General features: G+C 66.1%; 19 protein-coding genes. 11 read left to right on the top strand and 8 right to left on the bottom strand.

Going from position 1 to position 18,961, the window contains the following annotated elements; translation table 11 throughout:
* The first annotated feature begins 303 nt into the window (after positions 1-303).
* Together LRX75_RS12510 and LRX75_RS12505 are read left to right on the top strand one after the other, a co-directional pair.
* The gene (locus LRX75_RS12510) at positions 304-672 is read left to right on the top strand and encodes an Hpt domain-containing protein (protein WP_231814790.1); all 369 of its coding nucleotides are present in this window, start codon (positions 304-306) and stop codon (positions 670-672) included.
* A gap of 203 nt (positions 673-875) precedes the next feature.
* Entirely contained in the window at positions 876-1,196 is a 321-nt protein-coding gene (locus LRX75_RS12505) for a 2Fe-2S iron-sulfur cluster-binding protein (RefSeq protein WP_110798998.1), read from the top strand.
* Positions 1,197-1,541: 345 nt separating this feature from the next.
* Here the strand turns inward: LRX75_RS12505 and LRX75_RS12500 are convergent, their stop codons facing one another.
* Entirely contained in the window at positions 1,542-2,183 is a 642-nt protein-coding gene (locus LRX75_RS12500; RefSeq protein ID WP_420851191.1) for a DUF922 domain-containing Zn-dependent protease, read from the bottom strand.
* A gap of 137 nt (positions 2,184-2,320) precedes the next feature.
* Between LRX75_RS12500 and folP the strand changes: the two genes are divergently transcribed.
* The 3 genes from folP to folK all read left to right on the top strand — a co-directional run bounded on the left by folP (position 2,321) and on the right by folK (position 4,163).
* Positions 2,321-3,184: a dihydropteroate synthase gene (gene folP, locus LRX75_RS12495; protein WP_231814788.1), complete on the top strand. Its 864-nt coding sequence runs from the start codon at positions 2,321-2,323 to the stop codon at positions 3,182-3,184.
* A gap of 68 nt (positions 3,185-3,252) precedes the next feature.
* Positions 3,253-3,627 carry a dihydroneopterin aldolase gene (gene folB / locus LRX75_RS12490; protein ID WP_231814786.1) on the top strand — a complete coding sequence of 125 codons (375 nt, stop codon included), beginning with the start codon at positions 3,253-3,255 and terminating at the stop codon, positions 3,625-3,627.
* Positions 3,624-4,163, top strand: coding sequence for a 2-amino-4-hydroxy-6-hydroxymethyldihydropteridine diphosphokinase (folK, locus tag LRX75_RS12485; RefSeq protein ID WP_231814784.1), 540 nt, complete (start codon positions 3,624-3,626; stop codon positions 4,161-4,163). Before folB ends, folK begins: the two co-directional genes overlap by 4 nt.
* Positions 4,164-4,266: 103 nt before the next feature.
* Here folK and LRX75_RS12480 read toward each other — a convergent pair whose 3' ends face one another.
* Positions 4,267-4,824 (bottom strand): hypothetical protein, encoded by a 558-nt coding sequence (locus tag LRX75_RS12480; protein WP_231814782.1) that lies wholly within the window; start codon positions 4,822-4,824, stop codon positions 4,267-4,269.
* A 205-nt stretch (positions 4,825-5,029) separates the two neighbouring features.
* On the opposite strand from LRX75_RS12480, the gene LRX75_RS12475 reads away from it, so the two are divergent.
* Positions 5,030-5,905, top strand: a complete 876-nt coding sequence (locus tag LRX75_RS12475; protein ID WP_231814780.1) for a cytochrome b/b6 domain-containing protein — start codon at positions 5,030-5,032, stop codon at positions 5,903-5,905.
* Positions 5,902-6,693, top strand: a complete 792-nt coding sequence (locus LRX75_RS12470; RefSeq protein ID WP_231814778.1) for a molybdopterin-binding protein — start codon at positions 5,902-5,904, stop codon at positions 6,691-6,693. Before LRX75_RS12475 ends, LRX75_RS12470 begins: the two co-directional genes overlap by 4 nt.
* A 23-nt stretch (positions 6,694-6,716) precedes the next feature.
* Here LRX75_RS12470 and LRX75_RS12465 read toward each other — a convergent pair whose 3' ends face one another.
* The 3 genes from LRX75_RS12465 to LRX75_RS12455 all read right to left on the bottom strand — a co-directional run bounded on the left by LRX75_RS12465 (position 6,717) and on the right by LRX75_RS12455 (position 9,991).
* Complete coding sequence (locus tag LRX75_RS12465; protein WP_231814776.1) at positions 6,717-7,772, bottom strand: YcjF family protein; 1,056 nt, start codon at positions 7,770-7,772, stop codon at positions 6,717-6,719.
* The gene (locus tag LRX75_RS12460) at positions 7,769-9,220 is read right to left on the bottom strand and encodes a YcjX family GTP-binding protein (RefSeq protein WP_231815021.1); all 1,452 of its coding nucleotides are present in this window, start codon (positions 9,218-9,220) and stop codon (positions 7,769-7,771) included. The genes LRX75_RS12465 and LRX75_RS12460 overlap by 4 nt, the downstream gene beginning before the upstream one ends.
* A gap of 255 nt (positions 9,221-9,475) precedes the next feature.
* Complete coding sequence (locus LRX75_RS12455) at positions 9,476-9,991, bottom strand: SixA phosphatase family protein (RefSeq protein WP_231814774.1); 516 nt, start codon at positions 9,989-9,991, stop codon at positions 9,476-9,478.
* A gap of 350 nt (positions 9,992-10,341) precedes the next feature.
* Here LRX75_RS12455 and dksA point away from each other — a divergent pair, with 350 nt between their 5' ends.
* On the top strand, positions 10,342-10,761 hold the full coding sequence (dksA, locus tag LRX75_RS12450; protein WP_062473690.1) for an RNA polymerase-binding protein DksA: 420 nt from the start codon (positions 10,342-10,344) through the stop codon (positions 10,759-10,761).
* Between the two features lie 118 nt (positions 10,762-10,879).
* Here dksA and LRX75_RS12445 read toward each other — a convergent pair whose 3' ends face one another.
* Positions 10,880-11,881 (bottom strand): flagellar biosynthetic protein FliO, encoded by a 1,002-nt coding sequence (locus LRX75_RS12445; protein ID WP_231814772.1) that lies wholly within the window; start codon positions 11,879-11,881, stop codon positions 10,880-10,882.
* 405 nt (positions 11,882-12,286) lie between these two features.
* On the opposite strand from LRX75_RS12445, the gene cckA reads away from it, so the two are divergent.
* Both cckA and LRX75_RS12435 read left to right on the top strand, forming a co-directional pair.
* Complete coding sequence (gene cckA, locus LRX75_RS12440; protein WP_420851190.1) at positions 12,287-14,935, top strand: cell cycle histidine kinase CckA; 2,649 nt, start codon at positions 12,287-12,289, stop codon at positions 14,933-14,935.
* Between the two features lie 93 nt (positions 14,936-15,028).
* On the top strand, positions 15,029-15,499 hold the full coding sequence (locus tag LRX75_RS12435; protein WP_231814769.1) for a YbjP/YqhG family protein: 471 nt from the start codon (positions 15,029-15,031) through the stop codon (positions 15,497-15,499).
* Positions 15,500-15,553: 54 nt separating this feature from the next.
* Here LRX75_RS12435 and LRX75_RS12430 read toward each other — a convergent pair whose 3' ends face one another.
* Positions 15,554-16,477: a pseudouridine-5'-phosphate glycosidase gene (locus tag LRX75_RS12430; protein ID WP_113151749.1), complete on the bottom strand. Its 924-nt coding sequence runs from the start codon at positions 16,475-16,477 to the stop codon at positions 15,554-15,556.
* Complete coding sequence (locus tag LRX75_RS12425; RefSeq protein ID WP_231814767.1) at positions 16,474-17,454, bottom strand: carbohydrate kinase family protein; 981 nt, start codon at positions 17,452-17,454, stop codon at positions 16,474-16,476. The genes LRX75_RS12430 and LRX75_RS12425 overlap by 4 nt, the downstream gene beginning before the upstream one ends.
* Positions 17,455-17,688: 234 nt before the next feature.
* Between LRX75_RS12425 and recA the strand changes: the two genes are divergently transcribed.
* Positions 17,689-18,780, top strand: coding sequence for a recombinase RecA (gene recA / locus LRX75_RS12420; protein WP_113151760.1), 1,092 nt, complete (start codon positions 17,689-17,691; stop codon positions 18,778-18,780).
* The last annotated feature ends 181 nt before the right edge of the window (positions 18,781-18,961 follow it).

Genomic DNA, 18,961 nt, shown 5'->3' with positions numbered 1-18,961 from the left:
CTAACAAGTTCTTAACGGAATTACGGCACCGGACGCCGCGAAGGCCCTGCAATGCCGGATGTTTTCCTTCGTTAACCATAGTTGAGAAAAGCCGCCCTGATTGCGCCCGGTTTTCATCTGATAGCAGCCCGGCTGTTGTGAAATCCACAGGAGACGGCCATGCGGCGACGGGCCGGGTTCGCGGCGCTCCAGGCCTGGAGCCACGCCCACCCTTCCATCGCGCATCGCCACCCGGATTCCGAGCTTGCGGGGTGTCCCGCAACGAGCCGGCAGCGTTGGAAAACAGAACAAGGAACGACTTGCATGGCCGCCCTCAACATCGCCTTCGACAGTCCCGAAACGGCACTCGGCCATCGCCATTCCCGCGGTCGCCCGATCGACCTCGTGCATCTCGCCAACCAGACGATGGGCGACAAGGCGCTGGAGATCGAGGTGCTGCAGATCTTCGCGCGTCAGTCGCGCCAGATCGTCAAGGAGTTGCTGGCGGACGAGGTCGAGGTTCGCAAGGCCGCCGCGCATCGCCTGAAGGGTGCGGCTCTGGCCGTCGGCGCCTTCACGGTCGCCCATGTCGCGGCATCGGTCGAGGACCATCCGGAGGATTCCGAAACGCTCGCGTCGCTCTCCTCCGCCGTGCTCGACACCGAGATCTTCATTCTCAAGCTCTGCCGGTAGCGACAGGCGACGCACCCCCGTCCGCGACGGGCGATCGCGGCGGCCTGCGTCTGATAGGGCACCCTTCGGACAGCAGGCAAATCGACCTGTTTTCTTGACGGCTCGCCAGAAACAGTGTGAGAAAAACGGGCACCCCCTTTTGCGGGCGTCGTGCCCGTTGGCACCGGCGGTCCCGCGCATCGAGCATCCGAGACCGCGCCATCATGACAAAACTCAGCATCATCGCCTTCGACGGCACCCGCCACGAGCTGGAGGTCCAGACCGGATCGACCGTCATGGAGAATGCCGTTCGCAATTCCGTGCCCGGCATCGAGGCGGAATGCGGCGGCGCCTGCGCCTGCGCCACCTGTCACGTCTATATCGATGATGCCTGGACGGCCGCCGTCGGCGCGCCGGAGGCGATGGAAGAGGACATGCTCGACTTCGCCTACGACGTCCGCCCGACCTCGCGGCTGAGCTGTCAGATCAAGATGAGCGATGCGCTGGACGGCCTCGTCGTCCATGTGCCGGAACGCCAGGCCTGACGCGACGAAAAAGGCCCCGCCTGTCGCAGCGACAAGCGGGGCCAGGAGGGCGCATCGCACGCAGGATGAGGGAGGGATCATCCGCGGCAACAGGACACGCCAGGAGAACAACGGGGCAGGGAGGAGCGTATCCGGTCGCCACGCGATCCGGTGTCACACAAGTCCTTGCGAATATCTTCGGTGTCTTCAAGCCGGAAACACGACGGCCTCGATGCACAACGGTGTGGCATCGGCTTTGGAAGCTTCGTTTCTTCTTGGCTTCCGTTGATTACACTATAGCCGACCTTGGCGTTGGCCACTATCGCTAGAAATCATCAATGAGTTGTTGCGGGTACCGGCGCGGATCTAGCGCGCTCTGGACTCATTGGGCTTTGCCATGCGCTCCAGCCGGTACTGGAGAAGGCGCACCATGCGCAGATCGAAATTGGCGGCCTCGCGCCGGTCGAAGGCGGCCTGATCCTTGTCGTGCGCGACGATCGCATCCTCGCTGGCACGGGCAACGCGGGCCTGCATCCGCTCGCAATCCGCCTCGGGCGGCAGCGAAAGAAACGTCTTTTCCATCTCGCGCGCGTGGTTGCGGGCGATTTCGGCGTGGCGCTCCTCGTGGCGCTTGATGTCGCTCGACAGCGTGTCCCAGACGAGGCCGAGATCGCGTCCGGCGGCGTTGCGGTTCTTCCAGCGCGGAAGTATCAGCCGGGTGTTGAGCGTCACGCGGGCACTGCCGACGGCGCAGCGGTTTCCGCGCCGGACATAGCTCACGGTTCCCCCGAACTTGATGCGTGTGGCGCCGGGATGGCGCGCGCCGGTCTCGCGCATCTGCGGGCCCTGCGACGAGAGCGCGGCATCGAGTTCGGCCGCGGTCCGGCCGCCGACGGAGAAATAGGTGATCGACTTGTTCATCACCGTTTCCGCCCCGGCCGTGAGCGGCTCGGTGATCATGAGGAGGGCCGCCAGCGGGACGAGAAGGAATTTGCGGGCCGTGGTCATGGATAAGCTGTCTCGACGGTTGATGTCGCCCAAAGCTTGGGGCATAGGCTGGGCAAGCGCAACTGGAAATGCCCGCCGCCTCGAAACAAGGTTAGCGCGGCAGCCCCACAAGGTCGGCCGTTTCGCCGAGATCCGCCATGGTTGATTCCCCGAATGCCGCCGATCCCTTTGCCGCCTTCACATGGGCGCTCGGCCATGGTCGCGGCCTGACGCTCGGTCCGCGCGGCGTGCTCATGGCGATCGTCAACGTGACGCCCGATTCCTTCTCCGACGGGGGCCGCTTTCTCGATGTCGAGGCGGCGCTCGCACAGGCGCGGGCCTGCCTTGCAAACGGGGCCGAGATCCTCGACATCGGCGGCGAATCGACGCGCCCGGGTGCGGAAGCGGTTTCGGCAGCGCAGGAGCAGGATCGCGTTCTCCCCGTCATCGAGCGGCTGGCGCGCGAGACGGATGCCCTGATATCGATCGACACCTACCGCGCGGAAACGGCGCGGCTGGCGCTGGCCGCCGGGGCGCATATCGTCAACGACGTGCATGGTCTGCAGCGCGAGCCGGATATCGCCGCCGTCGTGGCGCGGGCGCGGGCCGGCGTCTGCATCATGCATACCGGGCGCGGGCGCGTGAAGGCCGAGGATGTGATCGCGGATCAGAGGCTGTTCTTTGCCCGCTCTCTGGAGATCGCGGCGGATGCCGGGATCGCGGCCGACGCTATCGTGCTCGATCCGGGTTTCGGCTTTGCCAAGGAGGCCTCCGAGAGCTGGGCGCTGATGGCGCGGCTGGGTGAGTTGCAGGACCTTGGACACAGACTGCTGATCGGTACGTCGCGGAAACGGTTCCTCGGTGCGGCCACCGGCCGGGACGCGGCCGCACGGGACGTCGCGACGGCGACGACCACGGTGGCGGCGCGGCTGGCCGGCGGCGCGATATTTCGCGTCCACGATGTCGCATTCAACAGGGACGCCCTGATGGTCGCGGATGCTATACTGGCGGCACGACCCTGACGCCTTCGTCACCTTCCCGCGGCACCGGCGACCATCGGCAGCTGCGACCATCGGCAGGAGATCCCGATATGACGCCGACCTATACGATCACGCTCAAGAACTGCGCTTTCTTCGCGCGGCATGGCGTCCACGACGAGGAGGAGTTTCTCGGGCAGCGATTCTTCGTCGATGCCGAACTGGTGGTCGAGCAGGGGTCGGCGCTGCGCGAGGACCGCATCGAGGATACGGTGCATTACGGCATCGCGTTCGCCGAGATCGAGAAGATCATCACCGGTCGCCGTCGCTATCTGATCGAGGCGCTGGCGTTGGAGATCGCAGAAATGCTGTGCGCGCGCTGGCCGCAGATCCAGCGGGCGAAGGTGTCCATCCGCAAGCCGAACGCACCGGTGCCGGGCGTGCTGGACTATGTCGCGGTCACCGTCGAGCATGTCGCCAAGCCATGAGCGAGAGACAAGACGGCGGTTGGCATCAGGCGGCGATCGGGCTTGGCGGGAACATCGGCGATGCCGCCGCGGCCATCGCGGAAGCCTTGATGCGGCTCGACGCGCATCCGGACGTGACGGTCGCCGCGGTGTCCAGCCTCTACCGGACGCCGCCCTGGGGCAAGACCGATCAGGACTGGTTCTTCAATGCCTGCGCGGTGGTGCGCACGACGCTGAGGCCGGTGGCGCTGCTCGAGGCCTGTCTGGATGTGGAAAAGGCGATGAAGCGGCAGCGGCTGGAACGCTGGGGGCCGCGCACGATCGATCTCGACGTGCTGACCTATGACAAGGTGGCGATGGAAACGGCGGCGCTGACGCTGCCGCATCCGCGCATGACGGAGCGGGGTTTCGTGCTGCTGCCGCTGGCGGAGATCCTGCCGGATCATATCGTCGCCGGTCGCAGCGTCGTCGCCTGGGCCGAAGCGGCCGATGCGGCGGGGATCGAGAGGGTCGACGGGCGCGAGGACTGGTGGCGGGACCGCTCTTCTTTCGGCTGACCCAGGCGGATCGGGCAGAGGCGCGTGAGCGGCCTGCCCGAAAAACGGTCTTGTTTTATCGCATTGTCAAACGGCGAAGCGGAGACGCTTCGCCGGACGTGCTTCAGCGGATGGAGCCGACGGCCATCGAATCGGTCTGGCGCGTGAGGGCGACGCCGATGACGGGAACCATGGTTTCCTCGACCTTCACCGAAATCGTGATGTTGAGCAGCGACGGGTCCGACATGCGGGCGATCATCGCGCCGTTCAGCTTCTTGCGGTTGATGCCGACGACGATCTTGTCCTTGGCGACGTTGCCGGAGACGATGTCGAGGCCCTTGCCCTCGGCACCGTCGAGGAACTTGCCGGAATAGCTGTTGCCCTTCTGGCTGATGACGGCCGACATCGGCTGCTTGAACACGCCGACGCGGCAGAAGCCGTCGAGCTTGATGCCGGTGCCTTCGGTCGGCTCTCCGGTGAGGTCGCAGGTGAACTTCGTGCCCTTGTACTTGCCGGCGACGATTTCGCCCGGACCTTTCCACTGGCCGGCGACCTGTTCGAAGAAGGCCTTGTCGCGGCTTTCGGCCAGCGCGGGGGCGGAGGTGGCGGCGAACGCCGCCAGCGTGAGTGCGGCCATACATGCGGCAGGGCCGCGCGCGATCAAAGAAGGGCGCGAGAACATGGGCGATCCTTGAGGGTCGGTGTCGAGAACGTGAGGTGACATTGGCACTTGAATGGTTAATGGAGCGTTTCACTCGGCCCGACGGCGCGTGCAAAGCGCGACGATCTGCCCGGCCGCTGCAGATTTGCAACGCTTTCGATTTGCGTCGCCCGCGCTATCTTCACGTGGCCGGTCGGCAGAAACTTTCGACATGGGAGGACGCTTCATGACGCATGCACCTGAAGAGATCGCGTCCGGCGCTGCGGGTGGCGGACGGCTGATCCATCGCCACGGCCTGATGACCCGCCTGACGCACTGGACCTGGGCCGTCGCGCTGTTCTTCCTGCTCCTGAGCGGCCTGCAGATCTTCAACGCGCATCCGACTCTCTATATCGGCCAGCAGTCGGGCTTCGCCTTCGACAACAGCGTGCTGAGGATGGACGCGATCTACGGGCCTGACGGGCATCCGCAGGGACGGACGACCGTGTTCGGGCACAGTTTCGACACGAGCGGTCTGTTCGGCATGAGCGGGCCGGCGGACAGCCCCGCCTATCGCGGCTTCCCCGCCTGGGCGACGGTGCCGTCCTATCAGGATCTCGCGACGGGCCGCGTCGTGCATTTCTTCTTTGCCTGGGTGCTCGCCTTCACGCTGGCTGTCTGGCTCGCCTCCGCTATCGCTGCCCGGCGGCTGCGGCGCGACCTGCTGCCAACCGGGCAGGACCTCCGGCACCTGCCGCGCGATATCGCCGACCATGCCCGCCTGCGGTTCCGCCATGACGGGCGCTACAACGTTCTGCAAAAGCTGTCCTATGGCGGCGTGCTCTTCGTCCTGTTTCCGCTGGTCATTCTGACCGGGCTTGCGATGTCGCCAACCATGAATGCCGCCTGGCCGTTCCTGCTCGATCTCTTCGGCGGGCGGCAGACGGCGCGGACGCTGCATTTCGCCTGCATGCTGGCGCTTGTCCTCTTCTTCGTCGTGCATATCGTCATGGTGCTGCTGGCAGGGCCGGTGAACGAACTGCGCTCCATTATCACCGGCCGCTATCGCACGCGGGAGACTGTGCCCGCGGCAGATGTCGTTTCCAGGGAGCCGAGATCATGAGCCGAACCTTTCAAGCCAACCGCCGCCGGTTCCTGACGCTCGCCGGTGTCGCGGCCTCCACCGTGCCGCTTGCCGGCTGCGACATGCTCGATGGCGTTTTCTCGGGCGACAGCGCGGTGCGCCAGACGCTCGCCTCCGCAAACAGCCTGAGCTACCGCGTCCAGCGGATGCTCGCAGGGGACCGGCTGGCGCCGGAATTTGCGGCCACCGAAATCCGGCAGGGGCAGCGGCCGAACGGCTCGACCGATCCGGATGGGCCCGATTACCGCGCGCTGAAGGCGACGGCGTTCGCGACCTACCGACTGCCCGTCACCGGGCTTGTCGAAAAGCCGCTCGATCTCGGCCTCGACGAGATCCGCGTCATGCCCGCGCGCACGCAGATCACGCGTCACGACTGCGTGGAAGGCTGGAGCTGCATCGCCAAATGGACCGGTGTGCCGCTCGCCACCCTTCTCGATCAGGCGAAGGTGAAGCCTGAGGCCCGGTACGTCATCTTCCACTGTTACGACGCCATGAACCTCGGCCTCGGCGGCCCGACGCCCTATTACGAATCCATCGACCTTCTCGATGCCCGCCATCCACAGACGATTCTCGCCTATGGCTGCAACGATCAGGCGCTGTCGGTCGCCAACGGCGCGCCGCTGCGGGTGCGGGTCGAGCGGCAGCTCGGCTACAAGATGGCGAAATATGTCAAGTCGATCGAACTCGCCGCGACGCTCGCCCCCTATGGCGGGGGCAAGGGCGGGTTCTGGGAGGATGTCGGCTACGACTGGTACGGCGGGATCTGAGCCATCCCAGGTTCAAAGGACGGCTAGACGTCGTCTGCCGTCGATCGCTTCTGGCCGGGAGCGATATCGCCGATGAAGTCGCCGATGCCGGGGCGCTTCAGGGCGCGGAAGGGCATGGGGCGGCAGAGATCCATGGCGGCGATGCCGATGCGGGCGGTCATGAGACCGTTGACCACGCCTTCGCCGAGGCGGGCCGAGAGCTTCGACGCGATGCCGTGGCCGAGGACCTGCTGGACGAGGCTGTCGCCCACGGCGATCGATCCGGTGACGGCGAGATGGGCGAGCACGTCGTGGATGAGGCGGAAGAGGCCGAGCGTTCCCGGACGACCGCCGTAGAGATCCGCCATGGCGCGGATGAGGCGGGCGGATTCGAACACGACATAGCCGAGATCGACCAGCGCCCGCGGGCTGACCGCGGTGACGATGGAGACGCGTTTCGACGCGTTGAGGATGAGGGTGCGGGCCTGCCGGTCGAGCGGCGTCAGGAGCTCGCGCTCGGTCAGTTCGATCAGATGCGGGCCGTCGATGATCTCGCCCTCCGTGGCCTTCAGGCGTTCGCGGCCTTTCGCCGTCTCGGGACGGGCTGCGAGATGCTGAACGAGATCCGTCATCGTCTTGCGGGCGACGGTGTTGCCCGGCGCGGCGAACGCAGCCGTCACCTCCGCTTTCAACGACTGGACGGCATTCAGCCGCATCAGGCCGAGGACCTCGCGGCCGATGATGCCAAGCACGGCGAGCACGACGATGGCCGCCGCGGCGATCGCGACATAGCCGAGGGCGTCGTTGCGCGTGAAGAGGTCGCGCACGAGGCTGTCGATCCAGAGGCCGAGGGCAAGCGAGACGAGGACGCCGAGCGCACCGAGCGCGAGCTTGGCGAGCGAAAACCGCCGCCGAGGACGGCGCTCTTCCAGCGCCGAGACGACGGGCGTGGCGAGCGTCGTCTCGGCGAAGGGGTCTTCGGCATCCGGCGTCAGGACGACGCCATCGCCAAAGCTTGCCGGCGCGCGGCGGGTTTCCGGCGGCAATGGCGCTTCTCCCTCGACGGTGAAGGCGGCGGGGCGGCGGGGAAGGTCGCTCATGCGAGGCGGTCTCCGAACAGGAACTGCATGGCCCGATCGAGCCGGATGTGCGGAACGGACAGTTTCAGCCCGCCACCCGTCTCCTCGATATGCGGCGGGCGGAAGCGGACGAAATTGACCTCCGGCACGGCCTGCCCGGGCGCTTCGTCCGTCTGGCGGAACAGGCTGTCGGGATCGCGCGGCAGATCGCCGGGGAAGATCGCCGTCTTGCGCTCGCCGTCGAACAGCTCGCCATTGATGCGCTCGCCGGCGATCGGCGTTCCCACGATGACCGGCAGAGGATGGCCGTCATGGTTGACGGTCGCCTCGCGGGTGGCGCGCACCGAGGCGAGCGCCATGACCTCGACCCCGGCACCGCTGCCGCCGATGCGCTCCATGGCCCGCGACACGATGCGCTCGGTGATGTGCTCCAGCCGGTCATGGCTCTCGTGGTGCAGGTGATCGGCCTTGGTGGCGGCGATCAGCACCTTGTCGATGCGGCGGGTGAGGAAGGAGGAGAGGAACGAGTTCGTTCCCGGCTGGAAGCAGCCCATGACGTCGGCCAGGGCACTTTCGAGATCGAGCAGCGCCTCGGGTCCGCGATTGATCGCCTGCAGAGCGTCCACCAGAACGATCTGACGGTCGAGGCGGGCGAAGTGCTCGCGGAAGAAAGGTTTGACCACATGCGTCTTGTAGGCCTCGTAGCGGCGTTCCATCATCGCGTGCAGCGAGCCGGAGGCCGGACGGCCGTCGGGCAGGTCGGGCAGAGGAGCGAAGGTCAGCGCCGGCGAGCCTTCGAGATCGCCCGGCATCAGGAAGCGGCCGGGCGGGAGCGTGGAGAGCGAGCGCTCGTCGGTGCGGCAGGCGCGGAGATAGCGGGTGAAGGCCTCGGCCAGCGCGCGGGTGCGGCTTTCGTCGGCTTCGGCCTGCGGCTGCGCGGCTTCGCAGAGCGCCAGCCATTCGGCGGAAAGCTCGCGGCGGATGCCGCTGCGGGCGCGCGCGACGGTCGCGGCGCTGAAGGTGCGATAATCCTGCGAGAGGAGCGGCAGATCGAGCAGCCATTCGCCGGGATAATCGACGATGTCGATCGACAGGCGGCCCGGCGAGAACATGCGGTTCCAGCCGCTGGCGCTCTCGTAGTCGAGCGTGATGCGCAGCTGCGAGATGGCGCGGGTCGAATCGGGCCAGATGCGATCGCGCACCAGTGCCGTGATATGATCCTCGTACTGGAAGCGCGGGACGGCATCGTCGGGCTGCGGCTCCAGCCGGATCTTCGACACGCGGCCCGAGCGCACGGGTTCGAATACGGGGAGGCGCCCGCCATTCAGCAGATTGTGCACGAGGGAGGAGATGAAGACTGTCTTGCCCGCGCGCGACAGTCCGGTGACTCCGAGGCGGACGGAGGGATTGACGAGGCCTGCGGCGCGATCCGTCAGGGTATCCAGGGCGATTTTCGCATCGTCGGACATGCGGGTGAGAAAAGACACGCGGCTTGGCTTCCCTTCGTTGAGACCAGAAGACGTGGGGACTGGCGATCCGCTAGCGATATAGGGAGCCGCGCGCGTGCGGGAAAGGCAATGGCTTCGATGGCGTGGCCGAAAGATCGGCCTCAGACCGTGCGCTCAAGCGCGTCGCGATTTTTGAGAATCGCTCCTTGCGCTTCAGGTCCTCGTTTCGTGCATGTCGTCGTCGCAAAACCGCAGCATACTTTTGCGCGACATGTTTTACGGGTTCAGCACCTCGACGAGACGGCCGGGGAGCTCGTCCGGGGCCGTGTCCGGCTTGCGGGCGATAGCGATGACCATGCCCGGCAGAAAGCCGGCCGGCAGCGCGCGCGTGGCGGTCGCCGAGCCGAGACACTCCCAGGCAAGATGCTCGAGAATCGGATTGTGCCCGATGATGGTCACCGGAGCACCGTCGCCGGCCCTCGACCGGATGTCGCCGATCACCGCGAGATAGGCATCGAGCGCGCCGTCATAGAGCGGCTCCTCGAAGGAGATCGAGGCGGACGGCGTTGTGCCGAGCAGAATATCGGCGGTCTGGCGGCAGCGGCGCGCCGACGAACAGGCGATATCGCCCAGCGTCCAGCCGCGTTTCTGCAGCGTTGCGGCCATGCGGGCCGCATCCGCCCGGCCCATGTCGTCGAGCGTCCGGTCGAAATCCCGCTCTCCAGCCCGCGGGCCACCCGCGCGGGCATGGCGGACGAGGAACAGGGCTGGCTGGGACATTGCGGAAGACATGGGAGAAGCCACCGGACGACTGAGATCAGATGTTGTCCTCCGACCGCCGTCAAAGATCAAGCGCCGGACAAGACGCGAATGCTGCGCCGCGCCCGCCCGACCCGGAAATGACTGCCTGTTTTTTCGGCCGGATTGCATAGGGCAGACGCCTGAACCTGCGGTCGTGCGGCGGCAATCGGGTATCCGACAAGCGCTTTCGTGTCGTGTTCTTGTAATTCTGGTGAAATATGAGGCCGTAAGCTTTGTTTTCGAGCAATTTGAAATATGCGTTCGCCGTTCGCAGAGACTTGAAACGCAGTCTTCATAGGTCTATAGACCCGCCGCATGAGATGTTCTTCAGGAGAAACGCGTTGAGTGAGAAGATCGATCTTGGTACCTTCGTTCTTTCCGAAGACGATGAATTCATGAACTCCAATCAACGGGCTTACTTTAGAGCCAAGTTGAATGCCTGGAAGAACGATATTCTCCGGGAAGCCCGCGAGACGCTCGGTCACCTGGCCGAAGAGAGCGCCAATCACCCCGATCTCGCCGACCGCGCCTCGTCGGAAACCGACCGCGCCATCGAGCTTCGGGCCCGCGACCGACAGCGCAAGCTGATCTCCAAGATCGACGCCGCGCTGCAGCGGATCGACGAAGGCACCTACGGCTATTGCGAGGAGACCGGCGAACCGATCGGCCTGCGCCGTCTCGACGCCCGTCCCATCGCGACCCTGTCGATCGAAGCGCAGGAACGCCACGAGCGCCGCGAGAAGGTCTATCGCGACGAGTGAGTGCCCTCTTCGAGTGTGTGAGAAATCCACTGTGTAGAAAATGGTCGCCTCCGGCGGCCGTTTTTGCGTCAGGCGGCTTTTGCCTGCGTGACGGCGCCACATCGCGCGGCGCTGTCCGTCACGGCTTGCGTTCGTTGCCCATCTCGCTCAGCATCCGGTTCATCTCCTCTTCCAGCGTCGGCTCGTTTCGCGCGGCCGGGCGGGGAGCGTCGATCGACGGCGCGCGGGGCGCGGGCTCCGGTGCAAGGCGACCGAGGTCGCCGGAGATCTGGGCATCCAGCAGACGCTCGAAGTCGCGGCCTTCGTCGCGCTTGCCGACCTCGGTGCCCGGCGGCCTCGGTCGCGCAGCGGCGGCGGCGGCCGGCTGTGCGGGGGCGGCAGCGACCGGCGGGGCCGGGATCTGGGGAAGGACGCGCGATCGGGCGGCTTCGAGGATGTCCTCGGGTGCCGTGCGGGCCGCCGGCGCCGCTGGTGGCGTTGGCGTCTGGAGTGCGGCGGGCTGGGCCGGTGCGGCCGGGCGGGGCGCCTGGGGTGGGCGCGGAGCGATGGCTTCTTCTCCGTAGAGCGCCTGGCCCATGTTGGAGACCGGCGGCTGGGCGGGACGTACTGCCGGGCGTGCCTCCGGCGCGGGCTGCGGGCGCTGTTCCCTCTGCGGTTCCATCCGGTTTTCCGGGCGCCGCTCCTGCGCGATGCGGGCGGCGAGGGCCGGCAGGGCATCCGGACGGGCCGGCGCTGAGAGGTTTGCGGCCGCGGGCTGGCCTCCGATCTGCGCTGCGGCAGGTGGCGCGGAGATCGCCGCCTGTCCGGCGTCGGGCGCGTCCAGTCGCGGCCTGGCGCCGATGATCCGGCTTTCGATGACGATATCGGTCGGACCGCCGATCATGATCAGGTGCTCGACATCGTCCCGGCGCACGAGCACGAGCCGGCGACGCGTGTCGACGGCCGCGGCATCGAGCACCGCGAGCCGCGGCTGGCGATTCTTGCCGCCACGGATGAAGGGCGAGGAAGCGCGATTGCGCATGAACCAGAGAACGGCCACCAGAAGCAGCAGGCCGGCGGCCACGGCCACGGCCGCGATGATGAACCGACCGCCGTTGTTGCCGACGACATCTTCAAACATCTTCGCTCTCCTCGTCTTTAAGGTGCAGCGTATGTTCGGCGCTGCTGAATGGGGAATTGACGTCTTTTTGCCGGTAGAAACAAGCCGTGAGAACGCGTTGTCCCGGTAAATGGAGCGGCCGCGTGTCGCGTCCAGCCATGGCCATGCGGAAATCCGGGCCGATCCGCCGAATGTCGGAAACGCCCGCCGGCGCACAGCTGTCTTCGTCCTGCCGGTCCGTCGAAGGCAGGAGACCGGGAGGGGAAACGAGCCTTGCCTGCGGAATGACGGACAACGGGCTACAATACCGAGATTCCTTGTGAATTCGGCGTGAAATCGCGTGCCCGACGCCCTGAGAACGCTTTGTCAGACCGGCGCCGGCTGATAAAGAGAATCGACCAATGACGTCGCGTGCGCGGACCTTCCATGGGCCGGGCCATTTCAAGCGGCGGGGCAATGAGGACCCTGATGACGAAACTGCGACAGGCAGACGAGTATCGCATGCCGATCGTCGATCGGGGAACGCGTCCGGGGACCGTGCTGCGCATCGTGCTTCTGGCGATCGTGCTGATCGCCTCGGCCGCGGCTTTCGTGATCTTCAAGAACCAGCTCGGCAACGAGGTGGTGCTCGGCATTCTCGGCATCCTCGCGATGGTCGGCATCTTCTTTCTGGTCTCCGCCGTCATCGGTTTCATCGAGGTCATGCCGCAGTCTCGCCCCGACGAGCTTGCGCGCGCCTTTCTCGACGGGCATCCCGAGGGCACGCTGATCACCGACCGCAAGGGCCGGATCGTCTATGCCAATGCGGCCTATGGCGCGCTGACGGGGGCCGACAAGGCCAATGACGTGCAGTCGCTGGAGACCATCCTGTCGCGTGACCGGGAGGCGACGGAGGCGATCTACCGCCTGACGAACGGGCTGCGCGAGGGCAAGGCCGGGCATGAGGAATTCCGGCTGATGAAGCCGTTGCGTGCCGCCGGCGGATCGGCGGGCTCCGGCGCGCACTGGTTTCGCCTGAAGGCGCGCGTGCTGCCGCTCGAGGATGCCGACCGCAATCCGCTCTATATCTGGCAGATCTCCGACATCACCGCCGATCGCGACGATCAGGAGCGTTTCTTCAAGGAACTCCAGAACGCGATCGACTATCTCGACCATGCGCCGGCCGGCTTCTTCTCCGCCGGCAAGAAGGGCGAGATCTTCTACATCAACGCGACGCTGGCCGACTGGCTCGGGCTCGATCTCACCAAGTTCCAGCCGGGTTCCATGACGATCGCCGATCTGGTGGCCGGCGAGGGGCTGGCGCTGGTGCAATCGGTGCAGGCGGACCCCGGCCTGCGCAAGACGAAGACGCTCGACCTCGATCTGCGGCGTGCCAACGGGCAGAGCTTTGCCGTGCGCATGGTCCACCGGGTCTCCTCGGCCCGCGACGGCGCGCCGGGCGAAAGCCGGACGATCGTTCTTGCCCGCACGGTGGACGAGGAAGCCGATCCCTCGGCCTCGCTCGCGGCCATCCGCTTCACGCGCTTCTTCAACAACACGCCGATGGCGATCGCCTCCGTGGACGGCAACGGCCGCATCCTGCGGACCAATGCGCCGTTCCTGAAGCTGTTTTCGGGCGTCGTCTCGCAGGACGATATGGAGCGCGGGGCGCTTCTGGAGAGCGTCGCGCGCGCGTCGGAACGCGGTCGCCTGCAGGAGGCGCTGGCGGCGGCCAAGGATCGCCAGAGCGATATCGCGCCGCTCGACCTGCCGCATCCCACCGACGAGAACCGGTTTTTCCGCTTCTACGTCAATGCCGTGATCGACCAGAGCGACCAGGCGCCCGAAGAGGCCGCCATCGTCTATGCGGTGGAGATCACCGAGCAGAAGGCGCTGGAAACCCAGATGGCGCAGACGCAGAAGATGAATGCGGTGGGGACGCTTGCCGGCGGCATCGCGCACGACTTCAACAATGTGCTGACCGCCATCCTGCTTTCCTCCGATCACCTTCTGCTCTCGGCGCGTCCCTCGGACGCCAGCTTTGCCGACCTGATGGAGATCAAGCGGAACGCCAACCGCGCCGCCGTGCTGGTGCGCCAGCTGCTCGCTTTCTCGCGCAAGCAGACCATGCGTCCGACCGTGCTCAACATGACCGACGTCATCGGCGACCTGCGCATGCTGGTGGACCGTATGACGGGCACGCATGTGAAGCTGGAGGTGGAATATGGCCGCGACCTCTGGCCGGTGCGCACCGATCTCGGGCAGTTCGAACAGGTGCTGATCAACCTTGCGGTCAATGCCCGCGACGCCATGCCAAGCGGCGGCACGATCACGATCCGCACCCGCAACATGCCGGCGGAAGAGGCTGCGGCGCTCAACCGGCGCGAGCTTCCGGCGGAGGATTTCGTCGTCGTGGAGGTCAGCGACGAGGGGACGGGCATCCCGCCCGAGATCGTCGACAAGATCTTCGAGCCGTTCTTCACCACCAAGGAGGTCGGCAAGGGGACGGGCCTCGGCCTCTCCATGGTCTATGGCATCGTCAAGCAGTCCGGCGGCTTCATCTATCCGGAGTCCGAAGTCGGCAAGGGCACGACCTTCCGCATCCTGCTGCCGCGCTTCATCGAGGAGGCGCTGCCCGCGTCCGGCGAACCCGGCGCGCTCGACCAGCCGCTGACGCTCGCCACCTCGATCCCGGCCAAAGCCGAGGAGCCGACGGACCTCACGGGCGACAGCGCCATCGTTCTCCTCGTCGAGGACGAGGAGGCCGTGCGCCGTGGCGGCAAGCGCATGCTGGAAACCCGCGGCTACAAGGTCTACGAGGCAGGCTCCGGCGTCGAGGCGTTGGAGGTGATGGAAGAGCTGAACGGCATGGTCGACATTGTCGTCTCCGACGTCGTCATGCCCGAAATGGACGGGCCGTCGCTGCTGCGCGAGCTTCGCAAGACCTATCCCGACCTCAAGTTCATCTTCGTCTCCGGCTACGCCGAGGATGCCTTTGCGCGGAACCTGCCGGCAGACGCGAAATTCGGATTCCTGCCGAAACCCTTCTCGCTGAAGCAGCTGGCGGTGGCCGTGCGCGAGATGCTGGACAGCTGATCCCGGGCCGGACGCGGCGCGATCGTGCCGCCATCCGGCAGCGCGGGAATGATACTCCGGCCACTCCTGGCCGGCAATGAACGGGATATGTCCATGCGCCTTCCCCTGCTTCTCCTCGGCACGCTTCTGATGCTTTTCGCCGCAGCGCCGTCTTTTGCGGCGACCTACAAGACGCCCGAGGCGCTGATCAAGGCGCTCTACCGCTACGACCCCGACGAGACGGATGCCGAGGCGCCGTCGCCCTACACGCCCTTCTTCTCGGATGCGCTCAATGCGCGCTTCCAGGCCGACCGCGACAGCACGCCGAAGGGCGAAGTGGGTGCGATCGACTTCGACCCGGTGATCTCCGGCAATGACGGGCGCGCGCGAAAGGTTTCGACCAGCGCGCCGATCATCCTCGACGACAAAGCCGAGCTGGAGGTGAGCTTCGAGAATGGCGGGCCGGTGACGCTCTATTATACGCTGGTGCGGGAGCATGGCGGCTGGAAGGTGGACGATATCGCCAACCAGCAGGGCGATATTCCGTGGAGCCTGTCGGGCCTGTTCGACGACGCCAGCCGGTAGCGTTTCGTACGTGCAGGCAAGGCGGCACGATGGCGCCGCCTTGCTGTTGCGGCGTCACATCATCGCGACGGCGATTTCGGCGGCGAGGCGCGCATTGTTCTCGACCAGCGCGATGTTGGTTTCGAGGCTGCGCCCGTCGGTCAGCTCGAAGATGCTCTGCAGCAGATAGGGCGTGACCGCCTTGCCGATGATCTTGTCGCGGTCGGCATTGTCGAGCGCGCGGGCGATGTAGATCTCCATCTCGTCGCGCGGAATCTCGCTCGTTTCCGGTACCGGGTTGGCGATCAGCATGCCGCCATCGATGCCGAGACGGTCGCGCATCCGCTGGAAATTGGCGATCGCCGCCGGGCTGTTCAGCATCAGCGGGCTCTTCAGGCCCGAATCGCGCGACCAGAAGGCCGGGAAGATCTCGCTGTCATAGGTCACGACCGGCACGCCGCGCGTTTCCAGCACTTCGAGGGTCTTGGGAACGTCGAGAATCGCCTTCGCGCCGGCGCAGACCACGATGACGCCGGTGCGGGCGAGCTCCTCGAGATCGGCCGAGATATCGAAAGTCTCCTCGGCCTTGCGGTGGACGCCGCCAATGCCGCCCGTGGCGAAGACGCGGATGCCGGCGCGGGCGGCGGCGATCATGGTGGCGGCGACGGTGGTCGCGCCCGTGCGGCGTTCGGCGATGGCAAAGGCGAGATCGGCGCGCGAGACCTTCATGGCGCCCTGCGTCCGGGCCAGCGCTTCCAGCAGGTCCGCATCGAGACCGATGTGCAGCGTGCCGTCGATGACCGCGATGGTGGCGGGAACGGCGCCCTGGTCACGAATGATGGCCTCGACGCTGCGGGCCATGTCGAGATTGCCGGGATAGGGCATGCCGTGGGTGATGATGGTCGATTCCAGCGCGACGATGGCCGAGCCCCGCGCCTTGGCGGCGGCGACGTCGGCGGAATAGGCGATCGGCAGATCGTGCGAGATGGGGCGTGTCATGGGGCATCCTTTTCGGCACTGCGGTGATGAGGCTGTGAAAACAGGATTTCCGGCGGCGGCACAAGCTGCAATTCCTTCTCCAGCCGTTCCGCGGAGAGATCGTCGGCGACGGCCAGCGGCGAGCGGACGGTGACGGCGGCGGCGCCCACGCCCGCGCGCAGGCATTCGCCGAGCGCCGCGCCCCGCATCCGCGCGGTGAGGAAGCCGGCCGCCAGCGCATCGCCCGCGCCCGTGACGTCGCCGAGCGCATCGATATCGGGCGGGCGCACGGTGGCGACCGCGTCGCCCGCAAAGGCAACGGCGGCACGGCCGCCGCGCGTGACCACGCCGCCGGCAATGCCTGCCGCGCGAAGAATCGCCGGCCAGCCTTCCGCCGTCGTGCTTCTTTCGCCGCCGATGGTCGCGGCTTCGGCTTCGTTCAGAAACAGGAGATCGAGCTGGGGAAAGGCGGGCCGCAGCCTCTCGACCTTTGCCGGAGAGATGGCGATCGCCGCCGTGGCTGCGCCGGCGTCCTTTGCCATGCGCAGGGCGCCCGACAGCGTCTCGGCGGGCAGGTTCGCATCCACCAGCACGAGATGCGCCTCGGCAACGAGATCGCGCAGCGCCCGCTGGCGGAGCCTGCGGGGCGAAAACATCGTGTAGAGTTCCATGTCGGCTAGCGCCACGACCAGATTGCCGTCCGCCTCCAGAATGGCGGTGTAGCTCGGCGTCCGCCTGTCGAGGAAGGTGAACGACCGATCGATGACGCCGGCGGCGTCCGCCGCACGCGCGACCGTCTCGCCCTCCGCATCGCCGCCGCGCGGCGCGACCATGCTGACCGACAGGCCGAGCCGCGCCATGCCGCGCGCCGCGTTGAAACCGCCGCCGCCGGCCTCCTCGAACCAGCGGCCGGGATTGCTGGCACCGAGCGTCGTGGCGCTGGCGATGCGACCGCGCCGATCGATATGCGCGCCGCCGAAGACGACAACGTTCGTCATGCGATGCCTCCGGCCGTGATATTTCCAGCGAACCGATTCGTTTCGCCCGCCGAGGCGGGGACCGGTTCCTTATCCGGGCAAGGCAGGAGTGAGAACATGCTGGGAACACAGCGCGAATTCGGATGATGCGTCAATGTGTTGAAGGCCTCTTGCGAAATGAGAACAAAAAGGGTACATACAGACCAGCGGCGGGTTCATTGCCTCGATTGACCCGATAACCTAAAGGTGGACGAAATGGCTCAGAACTCTTTGCGGCTCGTAGAGGACAAATCGGTGGATAAAAGCAAGGCGCTGGAAGCAGCACTCTCCCAGATTGAACGGTCGTTCGGCAAGGGATCGATCATGAAGCTCGGTGGAAAAGACAGCATCGTCGAGATCGAGACCGTTTCGACGGGATCTCTCGGCCTGGATATCGCGCTGGGCATCGGCGGTCTTCCCAAGGGTCGCATCATCGAAATCTACGGTCCGGAAAGCTCTGGCAAGACGACGATGGCGCTGCAGACCATCGCCGAGGCCCAGAAGACCGGCGGCGTCTGCGCCTTCGTGGATGCCGAGCATGCGCTCGATCCGGTCTATGCCCGCAAGCTCGGCGTCGATCTCGAAAATCTCCTGATCTCGCAGCCGGATACCGGCGAGCAGGCGCTCGAGATCACCGATACGCTGGTCCGCTCCGGCGCGATCGACGTTCTCGTCATCGACTCGGTTGCCGCCCTGACGCCGCGGGCGGAAATCGAAGGCGAGATGGGCGACAGCCTTCCCGGCCTGCAGGCCCGCCTGATGAGCCAGGCGCTGCGCAAGCTGACGGCCTCGATCTCCAAGTCGAAATGCATGGTGATCTTCATCAACCAGATCCGCATGAAGATCGGCGTCATGTTCGGTTCGCCGGAAACGACGACGGGCGGCAATGCACTGAAATTCTACGCCTCGGTTCGCCTCGACATCCGCCGCATCGGCGCGGTCAAGGAGCGGGACGAGGTCATCGGCAACCAGACCAAGGTCAAGGTCGTCAAGAACAAGATGGCACCGCCCTTCAAGCAGGTCGAATTCGACATCATGTATGGCGAAGGCGTTTCGAAGACCGGCGAACTGGTCGATCTCGGCGTCAAGGCCGGCATCGTCGAAAAGTCCGGCGCCTGGTTCTCCTATAACAGCCAGCGGCTGGGGCAGGGGCGTGAGAACGCCAAGTCCTATCTGCGCGACAATCCGGAAACGGCGCGCGAGATCGAACAGTCGCTTCGCCAGAATGCCGGCCTGATCGCCGAAAAATTCCTGGAAGATGGCGGTCCCGAGCCGGACAGTGACGGCGACGACGCCGCGCTCGGCTAGGGTTTTACTCCCGGTGCGCGGGGGCGCGTCATCGTCACGCGCGCCTCTTCGGCGGGCGCGGCGGGTCTTGATGTCGGGCCATGTCCCTGTCGATCGGCCGCTCCCTACCGGGGCGGCCTTTTTGCTGTGGAAGCGGTACGGCCCGTCGTGGATCTCGCCCTCGCGCGGAAAGGATTGTCCG

This window comes from Rhizobium quercicola (assembly GCF_021168455.1).
Classification (GTDB): Bacteria; Pseudomonadota; Alphaproteobacteria; order Rhizobiales; family Rhizobiaceae; genus Ferranicluibacter; species Ferranicluibacter quercicola.
This window is presented reverse-complemented; position numbering and strand designations above follow the sequence as displayed.

Bases quoted from the DNA above. Each gene is read 5' to 3' on its own strand.
- recA (WP_113151760.1), top strand. From the start codon at position 17,689: ATGGCTCAGAACTCTTTGCGGCTCGTAGAGGACAAATCGGTGGATAAA.
- LRX75_RS12435 (WP_231814769.1), top strand. From the start codon at position 15,029: ATGCGCCTTCCCCTGCTTCTCCTCGGCACGCTTCTGATGCTTTTCGCC.
- folP (WP_231814788.1), top strand. From the start codon at position 2,321: ATGGTTGATTCCCCGAATGCCGCCGATCCCTTTGCCGCCTTCACATGG.
- LRX75_RS12460 (WP_231815021.1), bottom strand. From the start codon at position 9,220: ATGTCCGACGATGCGAAAATCGCCCTGGATACCCTGACGGATCGCGCC.
- cckA (WP_420851190.1), top strand. From the start codon at position 12,287: ATGGGCCGGGCCATTTCAAGCGGCGGGGCAATGAGGACCCTGATGACG.
- LRX75_RS12500 (WP_420851191.1), bottom strand. From the start codon at position 2,183: ATGACCACGGCCCGCAAATTCCTTCTCGTCCCGCTGGCGGCCCTCCTC.
- LRX75_RS12465 (WP_231814776.1), bottom strand. From the start codon at position 7,772: ATGAGCGACCTTCCCCGCCGCCCCGCCGCCTTCACCGTCGAGGGAGAA.
- LRX75_RS12425 (WP_231814767.1), bottom strand. From the start codon at position 17,454: ATGACGAACGTTGTCGTCTTCGGCGGCGCGCATATCGATCGGCGCGGT.
- LRX75_RS12480 (WP_231814782.1), bottom strand. From the start codon at position 4,824: ATGTTCTCGCGCCCTTCTTTGATCGCGCGCGGCCCTGCCGCATGTATG.
- LRX75_RS12430 (WP_113151749.1), bottom strand. From the start codon at position 16,477: ATGACACGCCCCATCTCGCACGATCTGCCGATCGCCTATTCCGCCGAC.
- folK (WP_231814784.1), top strand. From the start codon at position 3,624: ATGAGCGAGAGACAAGACGGCGGTTGGCATCAGGCGGCGATCGGGCTT.
- LRX75_RS12445 (WP_231814772.1), bottom strand. From the start codon at position 11,881: ATGTTTGAAGATGTCGTCGGCAACAACGGCGGTCGGTTCATCATCGCG.
- LRX75_RS12505 (WP_110798998.1), top strand. From the start codon at position 876: ATGACAAAACTCAGCATCATCGCCTTCGACGGCACCCGCCACGAGCTG.
- folB (WP_231814786.1), top strand. From the start codon at position 3,253: ATGACGCCGACCTATACGATCACGCTCAAGAACTGCGCTTTCTTCGCG.
- LRX75_RS12475 (WP_231814780.1), top strand. From the start codon at position 5,030: ATGACGCATGCACCTGAAGAGATCGCGTCCGGCGCTGCGGGTGGCGGA.
- LRX75_RS12470 (WP_231814778.1), top strand. From the start codon at position 5,902: ATGAGCCGAACCTTTCAAGCCAACCGCCGCCGGTTCCTGACGCTCGCC.
- LRX75_RS12455 (WP_231814774.1), bottom strand. From the start codon at position 9,991: ATGTCTTCCGCAATGTCCCAGCCAGCCCTGTTCCTCGTCCGCCATGCC.
- LRX75_RS12510 (WP_231814790.1), top strand. From the start codon at position 304: ATGGCCGCCCTCAACATCGCCTTCGACAGTCCCGAAACGGCACTCGGC.